Raw genomic sequence first — 18,438 nt, 5'->3', positions numbered from 1 at the left:
AAACGGACTTGGGCTGAGAAGAATCTAGCTCAAATCTAAACTGACAGCGACACCTGAAAAAACGGGTAACTGTCAGATCAAGTCTGAGCTAGTACACATAATTCTAACCACCGAGTCGATTTCACCATTTGCTGTTCGTAAAAGATTGGGAATCGTAACTGCCGAATACGTCTACCGCTCTACGATTTTATCTTCATTAGTAGCCGAGATAAGCAGTATCGGCGAGACCAGACAATCGTCTACGCAAAACGCTCTCAAAGAGGCTCGGGCCATGGCCTTAACCGAATTGAGACGTGAGGCGCATAATCTAGGCGCAGACGCCGTTGTAGCTGTAGATTTAGACTACAGCGAGGTAGCTGGCGCAGGTAGTCCTATGATGTTCCTCGTGGCGAGTGGAACCGCAATAGAGATTGATAAATGATAGATTAAAAAGGTTGGTTCGCGAACCCTCGCCAATAAACAGGTATCACGATTAAGTGTCACGATATCTACCGAAAAAGATTTGCACTTAACTATAAGTAACTGTAAATTCTAGGTTAATTATTAACCTCTGAACTAGGTGGCACTTCCCGCCAGCTCCACCAATTTCAAAGGCTTGCCACTCGGCAAGCCTTTTTCGTTTCAGCCTCCGAAATTTGTAAATTATTTCTAATTAAGACAAAACATAAGCTACCTAAATAAAAGCTATTCCCATCTAGATAGTTATATTATAACATTGCAGAACAATTCTAATGTATAGCTTCTCCAAACAATGCAAACAAATTCAGTGATATGCGCGGATGCGCTTACCGTGCGTGTTGACGATCGCACGCTTCTAGACAATCTCAATTTTAATGTAGGAAAAGGCGAAGTATTTGCACTTTTAGGTGGAAATGGTGCAGGTAAGTCCACCACCCTTAAAACCTTTTTAGGGCTTATGAAGGCAAGTAGCGGTAGCGCTACTGTATTAGGGCACAATGCCTCTACCCAACCAAACCAGGTTCAAAAGTCTGTTGCCTACTTACCCGAATCTGTCACCTTATATGGCCATCTTTCTGGTTTAGAAAACATTCGCTATTTCTTGTCAGTGGCTGGAGTCGATAAGTCTGACGACGATATGTTCGCCGCACTTCGCAAGGTCGCACTTCAAGAAGATTCGTGGAATAAGGCGCTATCTAATTATTCAAAAGGCATGCGTCAGAAGACCGCAATTGCCCTGGCGCTACTGCGCAATGCGCCTGTACTGTTCTTAGACGAACCCACATCAGGGCTAGATCCAGCAGCCATCGACGAATTTAATGCGCTAGTGTCAGAGCTGGCAGCGGGTGGCGCTACTATTTTTATGGTTACCCACGACGTTTATGGTGCCTGCCAAGTTGCCCATCGAATTGTGCTTTTAAGTAATGGCAAACTCACCGGTTCCTTCGAGCGCGCTGGCGATACGCCAATAGATACTGAAGCCGTTCACGCAGCATTTTCAGGGCGTAATGTATGATACTGAATGTTGCTAAGATCATTTGTGCAGAACAGTGGCGCTATTGGATGCGAACAAAAGTAGCAGCGACCGTTTTATTGCTAGGCGCTATGCTTACCATAGCTGCACTGGTAGTTAACGCCTTTCACGTCGATGAGGCTGCCCACACCAGAGACCACCTTCAAACAGAAGCTGAACAACGCTTTGAGGCACAGCCTGATAAGCACCCTCATCGCATGGTGCATTATGGTCATTATGTATTTCGTGCCCCCACTCCACTGAGCGTAATTGAACCGGGTGTCGATACCTACACGGGGAACGCTATATTTTTAGAAGGGCACCGCCAAAATAGTGCGATGTTCGCCGAGCAGCGCCAATCCGCAGGACTTACACGCTTTAGTAGTTTAACACCCAGCTTTTTAGCTTTGGTTCTTGCACCTTTATTTATTATTCTAATTGGCTACGGCAGCGTGTCACGTGAACGCGAAGCCGGCACGCTAACCTTACTGCTTTCTCAAGGCACCACCCGTTGGCAATTGCTCTTAGGGAAGCTTCTGGCGCTTATAACCGCTAGCAGCCTATTTTTACTCCCGCTACTGCTTGCCTGTCTTTATGTCGCGTTTTCAAACGAAAGTGCACTTGTTGTAATACTCTTTTGCCTTAGTTATGTGGTTTACTTTTTACTATGGGCCACGGTAGTCACTGCGTGCTCGGCCATATTTGAGAAAAGCAGCGTTAGCTTCACCGTACTTGTTGTCATTTGGATGAGCGCTTGTGTGTTGTTTCCTCGTTTAGGGAGCAGCGTTGCCACAAACATTGCCCCTTCAATGGGAAAACTTGAAGCCGATTTCAAAGTGGAAGAAAAACTTAGAAGTTTAGGTGACGGTCATGACGTTAACGATCCTGCATTCAAAAAGCTAAAAGAAGATTTACTAGCTAAATACAATGTAGATTCAGTTAACGACTTACCCGTTAATTTCAGGGGCATTGTTGCCCAGTACTCCGAAGGTCGACAAGCCAAAGTGCTTAATGAGTTTGCTGAAACCCGCATGTCCGAAGAGTTGGAACAAGCCCAAATAGCACGGCAGTTTGGCTGGCTTTCGCCGACGGTTGCGGTGCGCTCTATTTCTACGATCCTTGCGGGAACTAGCCTCGAGACACACCACCGCTTTTTAAGGGAAGCGGAAACGCTAAGACTTGAGTTTGTTCAGGCTTTGAACAAGGTTCACGCTGAAAAACTCGATTACAAGTTAGATATGAACCGCAACGCCAGTGAAGAAGCAGCAGACAAAGCTGTGGTTGGCGCAGATAACTGGGCGATCTTAGCAGAGTTTGATTTTAAACCAGAAGCAGGAAGCACACGCATTAGTAACGCGTTGATTTATTTTATTCAGCTGTTGCTTTGGATGGGACTTACCGCACTACTTCTTCAAGCTGCAGTTAGGAGATTAAATCCATGATGCGTTATAGCGATATTAAACGAGAAGCGGGTTTCGTATTTGGCCATCGTCAGATAAAACTAACGCTTTTGGTCGTGTTTCTTTTAAGCTCGGTGTCGTTGTGGTCTGGCTATTCGGAAATGCAAGAACAGCAAGCCACTATTGAGCGCTTGTTAGATAAAGATGAAACAGAGCGCAACGCTGTCCTTACTCACCAATCTAATTATGGCATGGTAGCCTATTACGCCTTTCATTTGACCTATGCCCCGCCCTCGCCGTTGGCGTTTGCTGCCGTAGGAGAGCGCGATGTGTTTCCGTGGAAGCACCGTATTAGAATGCTAGCGCTAGAAGGTCAGATTTATGAAAGCGATACAGACAATCCGGAGCTTGCTTTCTTAGGGCGTTTTGACTTTGCTTTCGTTACCAGTGTGTTGTTGCCTCTGTTTATCATTTTGCTCCTTTACGACTTAAAAGCGAAGGAACGCGAAGCCCGCCGTTTTGACTTGCTCAATGTAACCGCACGCAATTCACATGCTATTTGGTCATCACGCGTATTGGTAACCCTGGTTCCCTTGACACTAGCTACACTTATTCCGTTTATTGCCTTTAGTGTAGTGAATGGCGCGTCTGTGTTTCAAACAGTAACGGTTTGTACCATCGTCATTGGCAGCATAATTATTTGGAGCGCTATTGTGCTTGCTATAGGTGCTGCTAAGCGTTTTGCTAATTTCAGCGCCACGCACCTAGCTTCAATCATGTTAGGCGTATGGCTTGTCACAACGGTTATTGTGCCAGTTACTGGGCACACCATAATTAATGCGTCGGTTGATACACCTGAGGGCGGCGACATTGTGCTCACGCAGCGAGAAGCCGTTAACAGTGCATGGGACAAACCTGTTGAACAAACATGGGAAGCATTTATTGAAACTCACCCACAGTGGGCGGATAAAACCGACTTTGATCCACAGCGAGACAGTTCATTTAATTGGAAGTGGTATTACGCATTTCAACAAGTTGGCGACCAAACGGCAAAGGAACTTTCAGAGGCTTATCAAGCCGCCACCTTACGCAAAGATAAAATTGCAAGCTATGTTGCTCTGCTATCCCCGTCTTTGTTAACGCAACGCTTATTAACGAGTGCGGCTGATACCGATGTTAAAGCCATGGTTAACTACGAAAATAACGTTCGTGAATTTCATGCGTCGTTGCGCAAATTCTACTATCATCACTTGTTTGAAGCCCCGGAGTTTTCTTCGGCCAGTTTTAAACAGCTACCTCAATTTTCACCAAAAATAAGAAAGACACAGGAAAACACTAATGAAGACTAGCTGGGTAAAATCTACCCTCGCCCTTTCTATCGCAACGCTTTTGAATGCGCCTGCAAATGCGCAAAACACTAATATTCAATCAGAAGCGGATGTAGAGAAAATTACGGTGCATGGTATGCACCGTGCGTATCAAGGGGCATTTGAATATAAAGAAGTGCCGGCAGCAGCGCAGGATATCGACCTTGGTCTCATCAATGATGCAGGCGCTATAAACCTTAACGACGCTTTAGACTTGTCCGCTTCGGTAGCCAGACAAAATAACTTTGGTGGCCTTTGGAACAGCTTTGCTATTCGTGGTTTTTCAGGTGACGAAAACTTACCTAGCGGGTTTCTGGTAAATGGTTTTAACGCAGGACGCGGATTTGGCGGACCTCGTGATCTTTCTGGCATTGATCATGTTGAAGTGTTAAAAGGCCCAAAAGCTGCGCTGTTTGGTCGCGGTGAACCAGGTGGAGCGGTAAACCTTGTTACAAAGCGCCCCCAGTTTCGTCAAGGTGGTGAAATTAATGCAACTTACGGAAGCTGGTCACAGAAGCGCATTGAGGCTGATGTACAATCGGTTGCAGGCAGTGCTGAAAATGTAGGTGTACGCTTAGTAGGCTTTTATGAAGATGCTGAAAGTTTCCGCGATACAGTAGAAACTGAGCGTTTTGGCTTTTATCCATCGGTTACGTGGGAAGCATCAGCAGACACCACGGTTACGTACGAACTTGAATACACCGAGCAAAAAATTCCTTTCGACCGTGGCGTAGTGGCCATCGATGGTGAATTGGGCCACCAGCCAATTGAAACCTTTACCGGCGATCCTAATGGCGACACCATTGATACTGAAGTGGTTGGTCATCAAATTGAGATTTCTCATAAACTTGCTGACGAATGGAACCTGCTTTTGGGTGCTGGCTTGCGCGATACCACTTTCGAGGGTAACGCATTAGAAAACAACTTTGGTGGCCGCCAAACGTTGTTTATCGATCCTAATCAAGCCTTGCTGTCACGTTTTAAGCGCTACCGTAATTTCCAAACCGATTACTTCGTTTTACGCGGCGAAATAGCGGGACAATTCGATACTGGGTCGCTTTCACATCGCGTGATTATTGGTGCTGACTACGATAAGTTTGAAAATGATCAGATTATTCTGCGCTATCGCCCGCCATTCTTTTCAAGCGATACTGACATTAACGACTTGGACTTAGAACAGTACTTAGTGGTCGATATTTTTAATCCGGATTACTCACCACTTCCAGATGTGGAATTGTCTGACAACTTGGACCGTTTTGAAGTTCAGGAAGCGTGGGGGATCTATTTCCAAGACCAAATCAACATCACTGATAATTTCCAAGTTAGGCTGGGTGGTCGCTTCGATAAGTTCGAGCAGGAAATTGATAATCGCCTGGCGTCACCTGTAAGTACCACATCACAAGACGACACACGCTTTTCTCCACAAGTGGGTGCTGTTTATCTGTTTGATGACACCACAAGTGTGTACGCAACTTACGGTGAAGGTTTCCGTCAGCTGACGGGGTCGGATTTCGCCGGAAACCCGTTTAAACCTAACGAATCGAAATCTGCGGAAATTGGTGTTAAAGCCGACCTCACATCAATGTTTAACAATATACGGGGTGATATCACCTTCGCCGTGTTTAATATCGAGCAAAGTAACATCCTTGTTTATGATGATAGCCCTGAGGCGTCTGACGGTTTCTTTTTAACCCCTGCTGGCGAAGCGCGTAGCCGTGGTGTTGAGTTAGACATTAACGCTGAATTTGAAAATGATATTTCGCTTTGGGTGTCGTACACCTTCGTAGATGCTGAAAGTACAAACGATGCGGCGGATGCTAACTTTGTTGCAGCCATTGAATCTGGCGACCCTTTAATTAACGTTCCAGAAAACCAATTGAGCATTCAGTTGAGCAAGGGACTTACATTTGCTGATATGCCACTACGTATCGGTTCAGGACTGTTGTATGTTGATGAGCGTTTAGGTCAAACCGCTACTGATTTCTACTTACCAAGCTACACCACGGTTCGTGCGTTTGCTGAAATAGAGCCTATAGAAAACTTATCAGTTAAAGTTGCAATAGATAACCTGTTTGATGAAGAGTTTTATACTAACTCTTTCGCAGATGTGTGGGTTGAACCTGGCGCGCCTCAACGCTTTAGGCTCACCGCCGCCTATCGCTTTTAAGGTTTAAGGAGAGGCTTTTAAAGCCTCTCCGTTTATGATGTTCAGGTGTTGTTTTAACTAAATTAGGCGTTGTCACACGGCGGCCATTCACTCTCTTTTAATATTTGATTTTGAATAAGACGTTGACGCTTATTTTCAATAACCTGTTTTAATTCATCTCTAATTAATCTTACCGCTGGCGTAATAAGATGCCGGCTAGGCAGCATGAGCCACATTTCAGTTAGCGGTACGTGGTAACCAGTCAAAATACGCTGCAGCTTTCCGCTCAGTAAATCCCCCGCAACGTCTATACATGACTTTTTAGCGATCCCCTCTCCATCTACGCACCAGCGCCGAACAATATCACCGTCATTCACAGCGCGATTACTATTCACTTTCACTTTGACTCTTTCGCCCCCCTTTATAAGTTCCCACGTATTGTGGGTTTGGTCGTAGAGTTTATAAAGAAGTGCGTTGTGCTGCGCTAAATCAGTCAAAGTTGTAGGCTCACCGTTTCTTTCTAAATAATCGGGAGACGCGCAAATCACATGCGGAATATTGCACACTTTAAAACCATACATCTGCGATTCTTTAACCGCTTCTTTTGTCATGGCTCTAAGTGCTACATCTACACCATCGCGGTAGAAGTCCACCCGACTGTCGCTCACATGTAATCGCAATGAAAGTTCTGGATTTTCGCGCTGCACTTTATTTAGCAGTTCACGCATTAGGTTGCGACCCATTTCCGAAGACATCGCCATGCGAAGCTCACCGTGAATGCTCTGCTTCTGCTCTGTTACTAATGCAAGGCCCTGCTGTAAGGTGTCGAGTGCTTGCTTTGCCATAGGCAAATACTGCTCTCCTTCAGGTGACAATCGAATTTTGCGTGTACTTCGCACGAATAGCGCTACGCCAAGCTGCTCTTCTAAACGTTTAACCGCCATACTTGCAGCAGATGAACTAATATCAAGTTTTATCGCAGCAGTGGTTATCGAGCCCACTTCAGCCACCTTTACGAACACAGACAGGTCTTCGGTTTTCATACTTCCCTCAACGTTTATTTCACTCTTTTGATTTCAAGGCAAAAAAGACAAAGTAAAATGGATCACCTCTATTATCCACATTTTCAGGAAAGTCTTTATTGATTTTGGTCGTTTATGAGACTTATTCGAAATAATAGACTGTGCCTGTCTGTTAAATAAAACCTACGACCAACAATTAGGAGGTTTGAATGAAACCAACGAAACGAAACAAACTTACAATAGCATCGCTATTATTGAGCACCTGTTTTCTTCTTTTTCCTAGCGCACACGCACAAGACAAAGTTATTGCAGTTAAGGATGCCGAATGGGGTTACTTGAATCCAGCCCGTGGCGACAAAAGCCCAGGAGCAGCAGACTTGTGGGGAGACAGAACAAAAGACACGGCAACGGGGATGTTATTGCGATTTAACAAAGGCTTTGAATCGCCACCGCACATTCACAACATAACCTATAGAGGTATTGTGATTGAAGGCGAAATGCACAATGACGATCCAAACGCAGCAAAGATGTGGATGCCAACAGGTTCGTTTTGGACTCAACCTGCAGGTGAAGATCACACGACTGCAGCGAACGACAAAACCAACCTGATTTATCTAGAAATTGATGAAGGCCCATACCTTGTAAAGCCATCAAAAGAACATTTTGACAACGGTGAAAGGCCAATCAACGTTCACGCAGACAATATGGTGTGGCTGCACGAAACAGACACTGCCAATATTTCGGCAACAGGTGTTTCTTCAGCCTACCTGTGGGGAGATACACACTCACTTTATGGCTCGTTTGTTAAACTGCCTCAAGGCTTTGAAGGTGAGATAGTAGCGAAATCTGACGAATTCAAAGCAGTCGTAATTAGTGGGAGCTTGAAATATGACAACGTCAAAACGCTTGATCCAGGTAGCTATTTTACTTTGTCTAAAGGTGCACACTCACGCATTGAAAACGAAGGTAACAAGCCTTCAATCGTCTACATTCGTGCAACATCACCTTATCAAGTGAAAGATTCCAAGTGATAATAAATGTTAAGCATAAAAAAACGCCCATTTAAGGGCGTTTTGTTCAAGCAGGTTTATAACACAAGTGCTGTTACACTTCTCGACACGATGAAGTTACTCTAGGCTCAATAGTGCCAGCGCGTCTGTAAGTGTTACTGCTTTCAGAGTTTTCTTTTACGTTGCGTAAGTTGTAACGTATAGCAGCGGCATGACAGTCTTGGACATCACGATACTCCCTAACGAAATTACCCCGTTCGTCATAAAGTGCAATCGCACCGCTGTTAACTTCTGGTTGCTGCTGAGCGATTTCCGTTGTGTCACATGCCGCTAATAAAATAATTGACGCTGCCAGTAGTAATTTCATACCTAAGTTCTTCTATCTAATATTACTTTTAAATGTAAACTAGATAATTCAACTAAGCAAATATATTGAATAAAAAGCAATCAATTGAGATTCTGCAGCACTCTGTCTAACCGTTTGTTTCGTATAGCGGCTCGTTAATTAAAAGCGATAGGCATTAGTACGTTTTTTTCAGCTCACGTACGCGGGGCATTTCCCCTCTTGCTTCGCGTATTTTCTAGGTATTCAGCAATCATAGAATAACCGTTTTGCCTTGCAAGCTGCTCTGGTGTATTGCCATCATAACCTTTCAAATCTAACCTAGCTCCTGCTTCCACCAATACTTTCGCTGCCTCTAAATGCCCATGCCAGAGAGCACAATTAACGCCAGAGACTGACACGCTTTTCTTGTATTTGGGATAGGTTTACTCATTGTCTCGCCTAACTTTTTAAATGCTTTTTGTCTTGGTTTTAAATTCTGGTTTTGGGTTTTTAGCACGTTGTTAATCCCTACAAAGGACTAACAACATAACTGTCGATGATTACTTTACCTTCGGTATCAATATGCACATGCCAGCGCTCTTTTACCTGTAGCTCAACCGATTCCCCTTTAAAGTCAGACGACTCAAATGTGTCAGCGCGAAGGTTAATTCGAAGGTCTACTATAAATCCATTGGGCTTCGCTGAATCAGCATCGGGTTTGATATCAATTTGATCTACACGGTGCTCACAGTTAGGTTTAAACGTCTTGCGTGCCTTCGCGTACCAGTCGTTGAATCCAGCATGGCCTTGAAATCGTCCCTCTGGCGCTTGCCAGACAACCTCCTCGCTGAGATTCGGTAGAAAAGCTTCACTTGACGCCGGCAATTGATCGAACTGCCCAAACCACGTCGTTACAAACTGTTTGATAAGCAATTCTGGTGAGTTCATCAAAACATCTATAGCATCGGCTACCCGCTTACCATGTTGGTCACCACGGGCCTGAACGTCTGAAAGCGTGTTGTAAACACCTTCGATGTATACCATGCGATGGCTGTAAATTGGCTTGTGGTACTGCATTTTTGCAAGATAAGCGAGCTGTTCTAGCGGGCGTAAGAATTCTTCTACACTGAAATGGTTATAGCCTAGCGGTCCATAAGACTCTTTTGGGCCACCTACCGAAATGGACAGTAAAAAATGTTTATTCGCCAGCTTGTCTCCTTCAGGGCCAAACGCAAAATTATAAGTAAATACTTGGTCAATCCAGCGCTTAAGTAAAGCTGGTACAGAATACCAGTAGAAAGGAAACTGCAGCACAATTACCTCAGCTTCAAGCAAGGCTTTTTGCTCTGCCTCTACATCAATTGGGTTGTTAGAATAAAGGGTGTCCAAACGTCTAACTTCAATGTCGTTTATGCGCTTAGTCAGGCTTTGCAAAATAGCGCTATTAGCATTGGACTGGTCTAAATTAGGATGGCCGGAGATAACTAATACTTTACTCATTACTTCTACCTTTGCGTGATAATTTTATGGTTGGTTCAAAGTGAACAGATAGAAGTTTATGCTTGAATGACCTTTAGTTTTAGATGATGATTAACTCAAAGATTATTAGTTTAAAACTAACAATTAAATTCTAGATATAATTTTGGGCTTGAAACCCTTCGACCAATTTGTCACTTAGACTTTCAAGAGGCGCTATAAGTGAACGGCACCACATTTCAACAACTTATTGTTTTTCATGCTATTGCCGACGAAGGCAGTATTAGTGGCGCTGCTCGCCAGTTAGAAATGGCACCACCGTCTGTAAGCCAAGCGCTAAAATCTCTAGAAGCAAGTGTGGGCGTTCCTTTGTTCAATCGAACCACGCGTAGAGTTGAATTAACCGATGCGGGAAAGTTACTTAAGCAGCAAACTCATCATGCTATCGACACGTTAGATATTGCATTTGAAGAGGTTAACGCCCTTAGCTATACCCCTAGGGGCACGGTTCGTATTACCACTCCCCGCTTCGCCTTCCAACAGCTTCTGGCGCCTTATTACCAAGAGTTTTGCGAGCGCTATCCAGACGTAAAGCTTGAGGTATCGATAAACGATGCAGCCGTAAATTTGATTACCGATGGGATGGATGTGGGTATTCGCTTTGGTGATAGGATAGAAGAAGGCATGGTGGCAAAGCGATTAACTAAAGCCACTAAAGAATGTTTGTTCTGCTCACCTCACTACGCTAAAAAGTATGGCCTTCCCTCGTCTATTGATAGCCTTCAGCAACACAAGCTCATTCAATATCGTTTTATTACCTCTAACAAACTTGCGCCACTTCATCTGTGGCAAAACCAGCAAGCTGTGAGTGTTTCAATGCCGATTGCTATGGTAGTCAACGATACAGATTTGATGATTGATGCTGCCAAAAAAGGGTTAGGTGTAGGAAGAATTGTTAAACCTATGGTGGATGAATTATTTGAAACTGGCGAGCTTGTTCCCGTACTTAAAGAGAACTGGTTTCCTTATTCAGGGCTGTTTATGTATTTTCAGCAACATAGTCAAAAGGCCCAAAGAATTAGGGCCTTAATTGACTTTCTTGAAGAAAAACACGCCGTTTTACGCTAGAGCCTGTTGGTTTTTACTGTGCATCTACTCTCAACAAGCGTTAGTAACTTGTTTGCTTTCAGTGCGCTAGGGTATCGTTTTTAACTTGCTGCAGATGCGCTAAGCGGTCTTTCGCACAATAATAACGCAATAAAGCCCTTGCTAAGACTTTATGGGTAATTGCCCTAATGCCGCTGCGCATGCCAAGCCAATGGCAAACGTCATCGCCACACTGGTGAAGGTGCCCAAAAGTACATATTCAGTTAGCTTTCTGTCTTGGTGTTTAGTGAGGTCGCCGAAGCGAAATATAGATTTAGCCGCAATAAGAAAGCCTATGGCAGAAAACTGGTTTAACAATACAAAGGTAAGCATGAGTACGCGCTCTAAATAGCCAATTCGTTGACCTGCCAGTGATAAAGTTTGTTGTGCCTCTGTACTTATTGTGGGCGGATCATTGGGGTGAGAGGACGGCATTTTGTTAGCTAATACTTCATCGCTCCAAGGCGACAGCAGCTGTTTAATAATAACTGAACTGGGCTTGAGTACCGCCAAATAGGCCAAGATCACTAATAGGTGCGATGTACCTACCCGCTGAAGTAGTCCCACTGCCTCGCGCCACTGATTGGTGGCATACAAAAATACGCCTAAGATCACGACAATGTGCGCTATTTGATCGACAACAAAAGACGTAGTGTTTTGCTTACAATACGATTTAATCACGTCAATTTTGAAGTGAGAAACGGCGACTACAATTGCACTAACACCTATACTTGCGATACTTATCGTTGATGAAAACAAGAACATTGCTGCTGCCGCGAGTATACCGTGTATGATTGCGTGTAGGTATAAGGGCAAAGCCAGTGCGTGCCGTTCGTTTCTTTGCTGTACCCAGGTAAACGGTTGAAAATAAAAGTCTGCTAATAGATGCGCTAACACGAGTGCCACCAGCAGTTGAGGTTCAGCAAGCATTTGGCTCTCCTGTTGCAAGCATTATGTTTTTTGTATAACCCGTCATCACGTTAGTCTTCCTTGGTCAATTGTTCCGTTTTTAATGAGGTTCCTTCTTGAACCCATAACATGAGCGCTCTCTCCATATAGTCGAGATATTCCGCTATCAGTTTATAGTTACTGGCATTGAGAATTCGACTTACATTACTGCGATTTTTATCTAGTTTGGCCGCTACACTTTCATGGCTCTTATCCGTGGCTTCAAGATACGCGAGTAAGGTTTGCGACTGGGTTTGTGTCAGTCCATTGATATGCGCGTCGGCAAAACGTGTTAAGAGCTGCGTTTTGTCGTCGAGTGTTTGTTCACCGCTACAAAAAGTAAGATGGTGCGGCTTTATGTTATCTAACCCTCGTCCTGACAACACAAATGCGTCTCCAGTGCCAGTTTTTACTTCTGAAGGGCGAAATTGCGCTTCTCCCACAGCAACACTCATTCGCACATCTACTCCTGAAGCGTGCGCCTTAAGAGCTAGCCGCAATCCAACTGCGGCTGCAATGCTATGCTGTGGTTGTGCAACAACTAGCTGGAATGCGTCTCCTCGATAAATATCAAAGTCTCCACCGTAGTACTCGGCGTAGTATGTTAAACGCTCTCTCAGCGTAGCAATTATCTCTCTGAATTCAGCATCAGAATAAGACTGAGAGTTGGAGACGTCACCGGTAATCACACCAGCGCGCTTTTTTGTATTACTTGTTAAAGCACTCTTTCTTGTCATTTCACTATGCGCCGCGTTGCCTTTTCTACTTTCAATAGACACTTTTTTCCGTTTAGAAGTCCACTATGACACGCTACCATCTCAAATTCAAAAACAATCACACAGCAAAATGTGATTATTATTAATCACAAATATACATGTGACTAAATTGCGTAACGGAAAGCAAAATATAACAAAGAACGTATAGCGGCTGTTGATTAAGTAGAATACTTATTCTACCCTAGAGTAGAATATTCATTCTACTTAAAATCTGTTTAATTGGTTAACAAGTGATGTGCCAAGCAGACGAAAATAGCAAACGTTTTCGAGGAGACCCGGTATGACCGCGCCCAAACAATCTGAGTTAGCTTCGAAACTAGAGCAAGCTTTTGCCCTTTACGGATTCGCAGAGCCTAATGTGGCTAAACTCAAGGGCTACACTGGCACCACACTAAAAACCTTGTACAAATACTTCCCTTCAAAAGAAGACATGATTATTGGCGCGCTCGACTATCGTCACAGCCGTTACATCGCGTTTCTGGAAGAAAACTGTCCCTCGACGCGTAACGAAGCAATTAACCACATATTTGAACGCTTGTCGGTATGGCTAACGACATTCGCTCCCAGAGGTTGCATGTCATTGCAGGCTTTGGCGAGTTACCCCAATAACCTCCAAATTGAAACCGCTGTGAACAACCACAAACACGCGGTGTTAACGTGGCTGAATGAAAAGCTCGAAGACCCAGCCCTTTCAAACAGCGTGTTCCTGCTACATGAGGGCATGTCATCAGCATGGCCAACGATTGGTGATAAAGCGTTAACCGCAGCGAAAGGCGCACTAACAGTGCTACTTGATTAGCCCTTCTTAGCACTTGCATCAACCATTACCTTTCTCGTCTAAAGCAAAAATTCTGGAGGACAATATGAAATCATTGCCAAATGAAATGTACGGCGTGCAGTTAACCAAACATGGCGATCTCGACGCGCTTACATTTAACGAAAACATACCTTTGCCTACACTCAGCGACAACGATGTACTTATTGAAGTACGCGCTGCGGGGGTAAACAACACCGACTTAAATACGCGAAAAGGTTGGTATTCCAAAGGCGACAACAATGCAGAAGATGCTGGATGGGCCGGCAATGCGTTAAACCTACCTCTAATTCAAGGCGCCGACGTATGTGGCTATATTACCGCTGTGGGTAATAACGTGAGCAAAGAACGTATTGGTGAACGCGTCATCATTGAGCCTTGTTTGGTAGAAGTTGACAGTAAACCGCTAAGTACCCCTTGGTATTTCGGCTCGGAATGCAATGGAGGTTTCGCACAGTTTACTAAAGTCGCATCGCGCCACGCCCATGCAGTAAATTCAACGATGACAGATGTGGAACTAGCCTCGTTCCCCTGCTCTTACTCTACAGCCGAAAACATGCTGCACAGAGCAAACGTAAAAACAGGTGAGCGAGTATTTATAACCGGTGCCTCGGGCGGCGTAGGCTCAGCTGCCGTACAACTCGCTAAAGCACGTGGCGCCTATGTTGTTGCAGTAACCAGCGAACAAAAGCAATCAGCCATACAAGCATTAGGCGCCGACAAGACCGTTTTGCGTGATGAAGATTGGCAACACATGGCAGAAAGCGAGCCGTTCGACGTTGTTATCGACCTTGTTGCGGGCCCACGATGGCCAGAGCTACTTGAGATCCTAAAACCGTTTGGCCGCTATGCTACGTCGGGCGCAATTGCTGGTCACGACGTTTCTTTGGATGTTCGGACTCTGTATTTGAAAGATTTAACCCTATTAGGCTGCACTATTTTAGGACACGATGTATTTGCCAACTTAGTAAAACACATCGAAGCAGGCAATATTAAACCACTTGTATCGAGCACATTCCCACTAAGTGAAATACACCAAGCGCAGCAAGAATTTGAGCAGAAAAAACACATTGGTAAGATGGTATTGACGTTACAGCCCAAATAACGTCGATATGCCCGAAAGAACATAAACCAAAGTCCTTTGACGACGGGCGCTCCTATGAGCTTCGCCGAGTAAATGCTTGGCGAAGCTCTTAACACTAACTCTTACACAACTGAGCATAATTTTCTGCCAGCATATCTTGCGCGATAACGTGCTTCGTCGGCTCGTTCAACAAGCCAGGGCATTATAAGAAAAGCCACTGCTAATCGCGTTTTCAAACATAGGTATTTGTTTTTGTACTCTTTGTAACATTAGGTACTATTTCCTGACATTTTAGACCTGTACTTTGGTACAGCCTGTAAAACGCAGGCGTCTAAAAACAAAAGGAAATATAATGAAAAAGCTCATCGCGTTCACACTAACAATTTGCGCATTTAATGCGTTTGCTGATAACTGTGTTTACAACTGCCCCACTGGTCAATCTGGACAAACCATTACCCGTTCCATTTACACCCTAAACAATAATGCACAAACAAAGTTCGCCAACTGGGTGGCCTATCATGTAACCCCAAGCACTATTGACGGCCCATCAAGAAGTCGTAATTGGAAAGCTGACCCTTCAATTAACTCTGCGAATACTTTAGAGCCGAACGATTACAGCGGAGCATGGGCTACAATTGGCACTGACCGCGGCCATCAAGTTCCTCTTGCTTCGTTCAGCAACACAGCCGATTGGCAAATGCTAAATTATTTATCAAACATTACACCTCAAGATTCAGACCTAAACCAAGGTCCTTGGGTGGATCTAGAAAATGCGGTGCGTGATGTAGTGAGAACTGGGCAAGACGTTTATGTGGTTTCTGGGCCGTTATATGAGTGGTATTTCGCTACTCTGCCAGAGGCAGATGAGTCGCACAGCATTCCTAGTGGATATTTTAAAGTCGTCATTACCGATGTTAACGGCTGGGTGGAAGCCTCTGCTTTCATCCTAGAGCAAAACGCAGCTCGCAGTGATAACTTTTGCGCAACTGAGGTAACGGTTAATGAAGTTGAATCCAGAACAGGTCTAAACATTATGCCGTCACTACCAAGCTATAAAGAAAATGCTGTTGAAGGGGGATTAGGAGGCTTAACCGCTGCGCTCGGCTGTTAATAACCCATCTAAAAAGGCAGGGATGCCTATCTCTTTTTAAATGGCTGCAGTAAAAGCGCAATGATACTTGCGTTCTTCTTAGTGGCTGGCACGTCTTTTTGACCAATGGGCAATGTTTCGTCGCTAAACGCAGCACGAGGCGTAAAACTACTAAAGAGCCTATCCCACCACGATACGCTAAACCCGTAGTTCGAATTAGATTCATTTTTAGCCTGGCTATGGTGAATGCGATGTAAGCGCTGTGTGATTAGCACAAGCCCAATTCTATCATCCCACTTTTGTGGCAACCTAATATTGGCATGATTAAAAAGGGCAAAGCCATTTAGCGCCACTTCAAAGATAACAATAGCAATAGCAGGCACGCCTAGTATCACCACCGCCGCGGCTTTAATACCTAAACTCATAGCAATTTCAACTGGATGAAAGCGAAGGCCTGTAGTGGTGTCGACATGACTGTCGGCATGGTGCATTTTATGAAAGCGCCACAACATAGGCACGGTATGAAAAAGTCGGTGCTGCCAATAGATAAGCATATCAAGTAGTAAAACACTTAACGTTACGATGGCTATATGAACAAGATACGTTGATGAATTATTGAGAGGCTCACCACTGTTTAGCAGTTGATTGGAGCTTGAAGCATCAGCCGGCACGGCATCCAGTAAAACGTTGAACACACCTATGCCTTTCTGCTGCGCCCATAAAGACACACCAACGAGTGTGGCCGGAAGCAAAATACGCGATACCAGTGCCCCCATTACCACCATGGACAAGTTACCCAACCAGCGTGTTTTCCTACTAAGCACGGCTTCTCGCGCTGGCAACAGTGCTTCAAGTACTGCCATAAGCACAAAAACGCCAAGAAATACGCTTAAGCGAATAACCGCGGTATTATCCAAAGCAAATTACCTTTATCACGTTAATTACTTCCAAAATTCAGATTACTTTTACTGCTACGAGAACTTTCACCATCATTCATAACCTGAAGAAGGCACTGTGCGTTCTGACTTTGCAGCGTCGCGCTCTACCCTGTGAAGCGTAGAAAAGCCCCCTGCTATGCGAGTAATGACTGTTACGGCACAGGCTGCAGCGAACACATAGGCAAGCGTTGCAAAATACTGCGGCCAAATACAGAACGCCAAAAACACTAAAATGGTTTCAGTGCCTTCGGTTAACCCCTGCATATAATAAAAACTCTTGTTAGCAAACTGGGGCCTATCTATTTGAAACTTCTCTGCTGCAATGGCAAAGGCTAAAAAACTGCTGCCAGTGCCAATAAAGGTAACTAACAGCACCATTGCTGGTATGCCCCACTCTTGAGGGTTAGCAATGCCAAACGCCAAAGGAATAGAAGCGTAGAATAGAAAATCTAAGCAAATATCCAAAAAACCACCTGCACTGCTGCTACTTTGCTGATAGCGTGCCAGTTCACCGTCAATTCCATCAAAAACACGATTCAATATGATGCAGACTAGCGCCATATTCCACCAGTTAAGAATAATAAAGGGAAGCGCAAGAACACCGATGACAAACCCGGCAAGCGTAACCTGATTTGGGGTAACGCCCTTGCTGTTTAGCGCTTTTATCAACGGTTTTAAAAGTGGCTTTATAAAAGGGGTAACTTTGGCATCTAACATAACATGTCTCTTTACTCGCTCTGCAGTATTTTTTTACTATTTCAGTACTACCTTCGGCAGTACCTATGTAATACCGCTATAAAATTTCTATGACGTTGCCGCCTGCGGCTAGCGCATCGTCTTTATCGTGCGTCACTAATACTGCGGGTATATTACGTGCTTTTAGCTGCGAAAATGTCCAGCTGCGGATTTGACTACGAAGGGCTACATCTAGTTTGCTAAACGGCTCGTCAAGCAATACCACATCAGGCTCAGAAGCTAACGTTCTGATAAGGCTTACTCTGGCCTGCTGGCCACCAGAGAGCGTATTCACAGTCCGGTCAGCGAGGCCATCAAGTTCGACGGCTACTAATAACGCATTAATAGCATCGTGTTTCAATTGCTTGTTTTTATATGCCTTATCAGGCATAGCGAACGCAATGTTTTCTCCCACGGTCATGTGTTCAAATAAAAGCGCATCTTGAAACATAATACCCACTTTGCGAAGGTGCGCATCGATATCGTTTATCACCACGTGGTTAATTTTAATTTGTCCAGTAACGCTAAAGGGAGCCTGAAGCTGTCCGGCGATGGCTTGAAGCAAAGTAGATTTACCTGCGCCGCTAGGTCCCATAACGGTCAGCACTTCCCCCTTTGCTACCTCAGAACTTAACTGAAGCAGCGGCTTGTCATCGCGATAAATAACGACGTTTTCTAAACTAAGCACTA

At 44.6% G+C, this 18,438-nt stretch carries 19 protein-coding genes; 10 read left to right on the top strand and 9 right to left on the bottom strand.

Annotated features, from left to right (window positions below):
- Nucleotides 1-40: 40 nt before the first annotated feature.
- The 5 genes from MHN02_RS03370 (at nt 41) to MHN02_RS03350 (ending at nt 6,405) form a co-directional block, all read left to right on the top strand.
- Nucleotides 41-421: a heavy metal-binding domain-containing protein gene (locus MHN02_RS03370; protein ID WP_272492312.1), complete on the top strand. Its 381-nt coding sequence runs from the start codon at nt 41-43 to the stop codon at nt 419-421.
- A 330-nt stretch (nt 422-751) separates the two neighbouring features.
- Nucleotides 752-1,474, top strand: a complete 723-nt coding sequence (locus tag MHN02_RS03365) for an ABC transporter ATP-binding protein (RefSeq protein WP_239244556.1) — start codon at nt 752-754, stop codon at nt 1,472-1,474.
- Nucleotides 1,471-2,913: a DUF3526 domain-containing protein gene (locus MHN02_RS03360; RefSeq protein ID WP_239244554.1), complete on the top strand. Its 1,443-nt coding sequence runs from the start codon at nt 1,471-1,473 to the stop codon at nt 2,911-2,913. Before MHN02_RS03365 ends, MHN02_RS03360 begins: the two co-directional genes overlap by 4 nt.
- The gene (locus MHN02_RS03355; RefSeq protein WP_239244552.1) at nt 2,910-4,220 is read left to right on the top strand and encodes a DUF3526 domain-containing protein; all 1,311 of its coding nucleotides are present in this window, start codon (nt 2,910-2,912) and stop codon (nt 4,218-4,220) included. Before MHN02_RS03360 ends, MHN02_RS03355 begins: the two co-directional genes overlap by 4 nt.
- Complete coding sequence (locus MHN02_RS03350) at nt 4,210-6,405, top strand: TonB-dependent siderophore receptor (protein WP_239244550.1); 2,196 nt, start codon at nt 4,210-4,212, stop codon at nt 6,403-6,405. Before MHN02_RS03355 ends, MHN02_RS03350 begins: the two co-directional genes overlap by 11 nt.
- Before the next feature lie 62 nt (nt 6,406-6,467).
- Here MHN02_RS03350 and MHN02_RS03345 read toward each other — a convergent pair whose 3' ends face one another.
- The gene (locus MHN02_RS03345; RefSeq protein ID WP_061485770.1) at nt 6,468-7,427 is read right to left on the bottom strand and encodes a LysR family transcriptional regulator; all 960 of its coding nucleotides are present in this window, start codon (nt 7,425-7,427) and stop codon (nt 6,468-6,470) included.
- A 188-nt stretch (nt 7,428-7,615) separates the two neighbouring features.
- Here MHN02_RS03345 and MHN02_RS03340 point away from each other — a divergent pair, with 188 nt between their 5' ends.
- Nucleotides 7,616-8,437 carry a DUF4437 domain-containing protein gene (locus MHN02_RS03340; protein WP_239244548.1) on the top strand — a complete coding sequence of 274 codons (822 nt, stop codon included), beginning with the start codon at nt 7,616-7,618 and terminating at the stop codon, nt 8,435-8,437.
- Between the two features lie 73 nt (nt 8,438-8,510).
- On the opposite strand, the gene MHN02_RS03335 is transcribed toward MHN02_RS03340, so the two are convergent.
- The 3 genes from MHN02_RS03335 to MHN02_RS03325 form a co-directional block, all read right to left on the bottom strand.
- On the bottom strand, nt 8,511-8,783 hold the full coding sequence (locus MHN02_RS03335) for a hypothetical protein (protein ID WP_061485768.1): 273 nt from the start codon (nt 8,781-8,783) through the stop codon (nt 8,511-8,513).
- 173 nt (nt 8,784-8,956) lie between these two features.
- Nucleotides 8,957-9,160, bottom strand: coding sequence for an ankyrin repeat domain-containing protein (locus MHN02_RS03330; protein WP_041449840.1), 204 nt, complete (start codon nt 9,158-9,160; stop codon nt 8,957-8,959).
- A gap of 109 nt (nt 9,161-9,269) precedes the next feature.
- Nucleotides 9,270-10,241 carry an NAD(P)H-dependent oxidoreductase gene (locus MHN02_RS03325; protein WP_061485767.1) on the bottom strand — a complete coding sequence of 324 codons (972 nt, stop codon included), beginning with the start codon at nt 10,239-10,241 and terminating at the stop codon, nt 9,270-9,272.
- A gap of 198 nt (nt 10,242-10,439) precedes the next feature.
- On the opposite strand from MHN02_RS03325, the gene MHN02_RS03320 reads away from it, so the two are divergent.
- Complete coding sequence (locus tag MHN02_RS03320) at nt 10,440-11,345, top strand: LysR family transcriptional regulator (protein ID WP_014979173.1); 906 nt, start codon at nt 10,440-10,442, stop codon at nt 11,343-11,345.
- A gap of 141 nt (nt 11,346-11,486) precedes the next feature.
- On the opposite strand, the gene MHN02_RS03315 is transcribed toward MHN02_RS03320, so the two are convergent.
- Both MHN02_RS03315 and MHN02_RS03310 read right to left on the bottom strand, forming a co-directional pair.
- On the bottom strand, nt 11,487-12,293 hold the full coding sequence (locus MHN02_RS03315) for a DUF3307 domain-containing protein (RefSeq protein WP_061485766.1): 807 nt from the start codon (nt 12,291-12,293) through the stop codon (nt 11,487-11,489).
- A 50-nt stretch (nt 12,294-12,343) separates the two neighbouring features.
- Nucleotides 12,344-13,090 (bottom strand): hypothetical protein, encoded by a 747-nt coding sequence (locus MHN02_RS03310; RefSeq protein ID WP_061485765.1) that lies wholly within the window; start codon nt 13,088-13,090, stop codon nt 12,344-12,346.
- Nucleotides 13,091-13,367: 277 nt separating this feature from the next.
- Here MHN02_RS03310 and MHN02_RS03305 point away from each other — a divergent pair, with 277 nt between their 5' ends.
- The 3 genes from MHN02_RS03305 (at nt 13,368) to MHN02_RS03295 (ending at nt 16,096) form a co-directional block, all read left to right on the top strand.
- Nucleotides 13,368-13,886: a TetR/AcrR family transcriptional regulator gene (locus MHN02_RS03305; protein WP_061485764.1), complete on the top strand. Its 519-nt coding sequence runs from the start codon at nt 13,368-13,370 to the stop codon at nt 13,884-13,886.
- A 64-nt stretch (nt 13,887-13,950) separates the two neighbouring features.
- A complete protein-coding gene (locus tag MHN02_RS03300; protein WP_039232619.1) occupies nt 13,951-15,006 on the top strand; it encodes an alcohol dehydrogenase family protein in 1,056 nt (351 codons plus the stop codon).
- A 331-nt stretch (nt 15,007-15,337) separates the two neighbouring features.
- Complete coding sequence (locus tag MHN02_RS03295; RefSeq protein ID WP_014949288.1) at nt 15,338-16,096, top strand: DNA/RNA non-specific endonuclease; 759 nt, start codon at nt 15,338-15,340, stop codon at nt 16,094-16,096.
- A gap of 26 nt (nt 16,097-16,122) precedes the next feature.
- On the opposite strand, the gene MHN02_RS03290 is transcribed toward MHN02_RS03295, so the two are convergent.
- The 3 genes from MHN02_RS03290 to MHN02_RS03280 form a co-directional block, all read right to left on the bottom strand.
- The gene (locus MHN02_RS03290) at nt 16,123-16,992 is read right to left on the bottom strand and encodes a sterol desaturase family protein (protein WP_239244546.1); all 870 of its coding nucleotides are present in this window, start codon (nt 16,990-16,992) and stop codon (nt 16,123-16,125) included.
- 72 nt (nt 16,993-17,064) lie between these two features.
- Entirely contained in the window at nt 17,065-17,730 is a 666-nt protein-coding gene (locus tag MHN02_RS03285) for a CDP-alcohol phosphatidyltransferase family protein (RefSeq protein ID WP_014979165.1), read from the bottom strand.
- A 76-nt stretch (nt 17,731-17,806) separates the two neighbouring features.
- Nucleotides 17,807-18,436, bottom strand: coding sequence for an ATP-binding cassette domain-containing protein (locus tag MHN02_RS03280; RefSeq protein ID WP_014979164.1), 630 nt, complete (start codon nt 18,434-18,436; stop codon nt 17,807-17,809).
- Between the last annotated feature and the right edge of the window lie 2 nt (nt 18,437-18,438).

This window comes from Alteromonas sp. CNT1-28 (assembly GCF_022348345.1).
GTDB lineage: Bacteria > Pseudomonadota > Gammaproteobacteria > Enterobacterales > Alteromonadaceae > Alteromonas > Alteromonas macleodii.
Note: the sequence above shows the minus strand (reverse complement) of the source record. Positions and strands in the feature narration are given on the sequence as shown.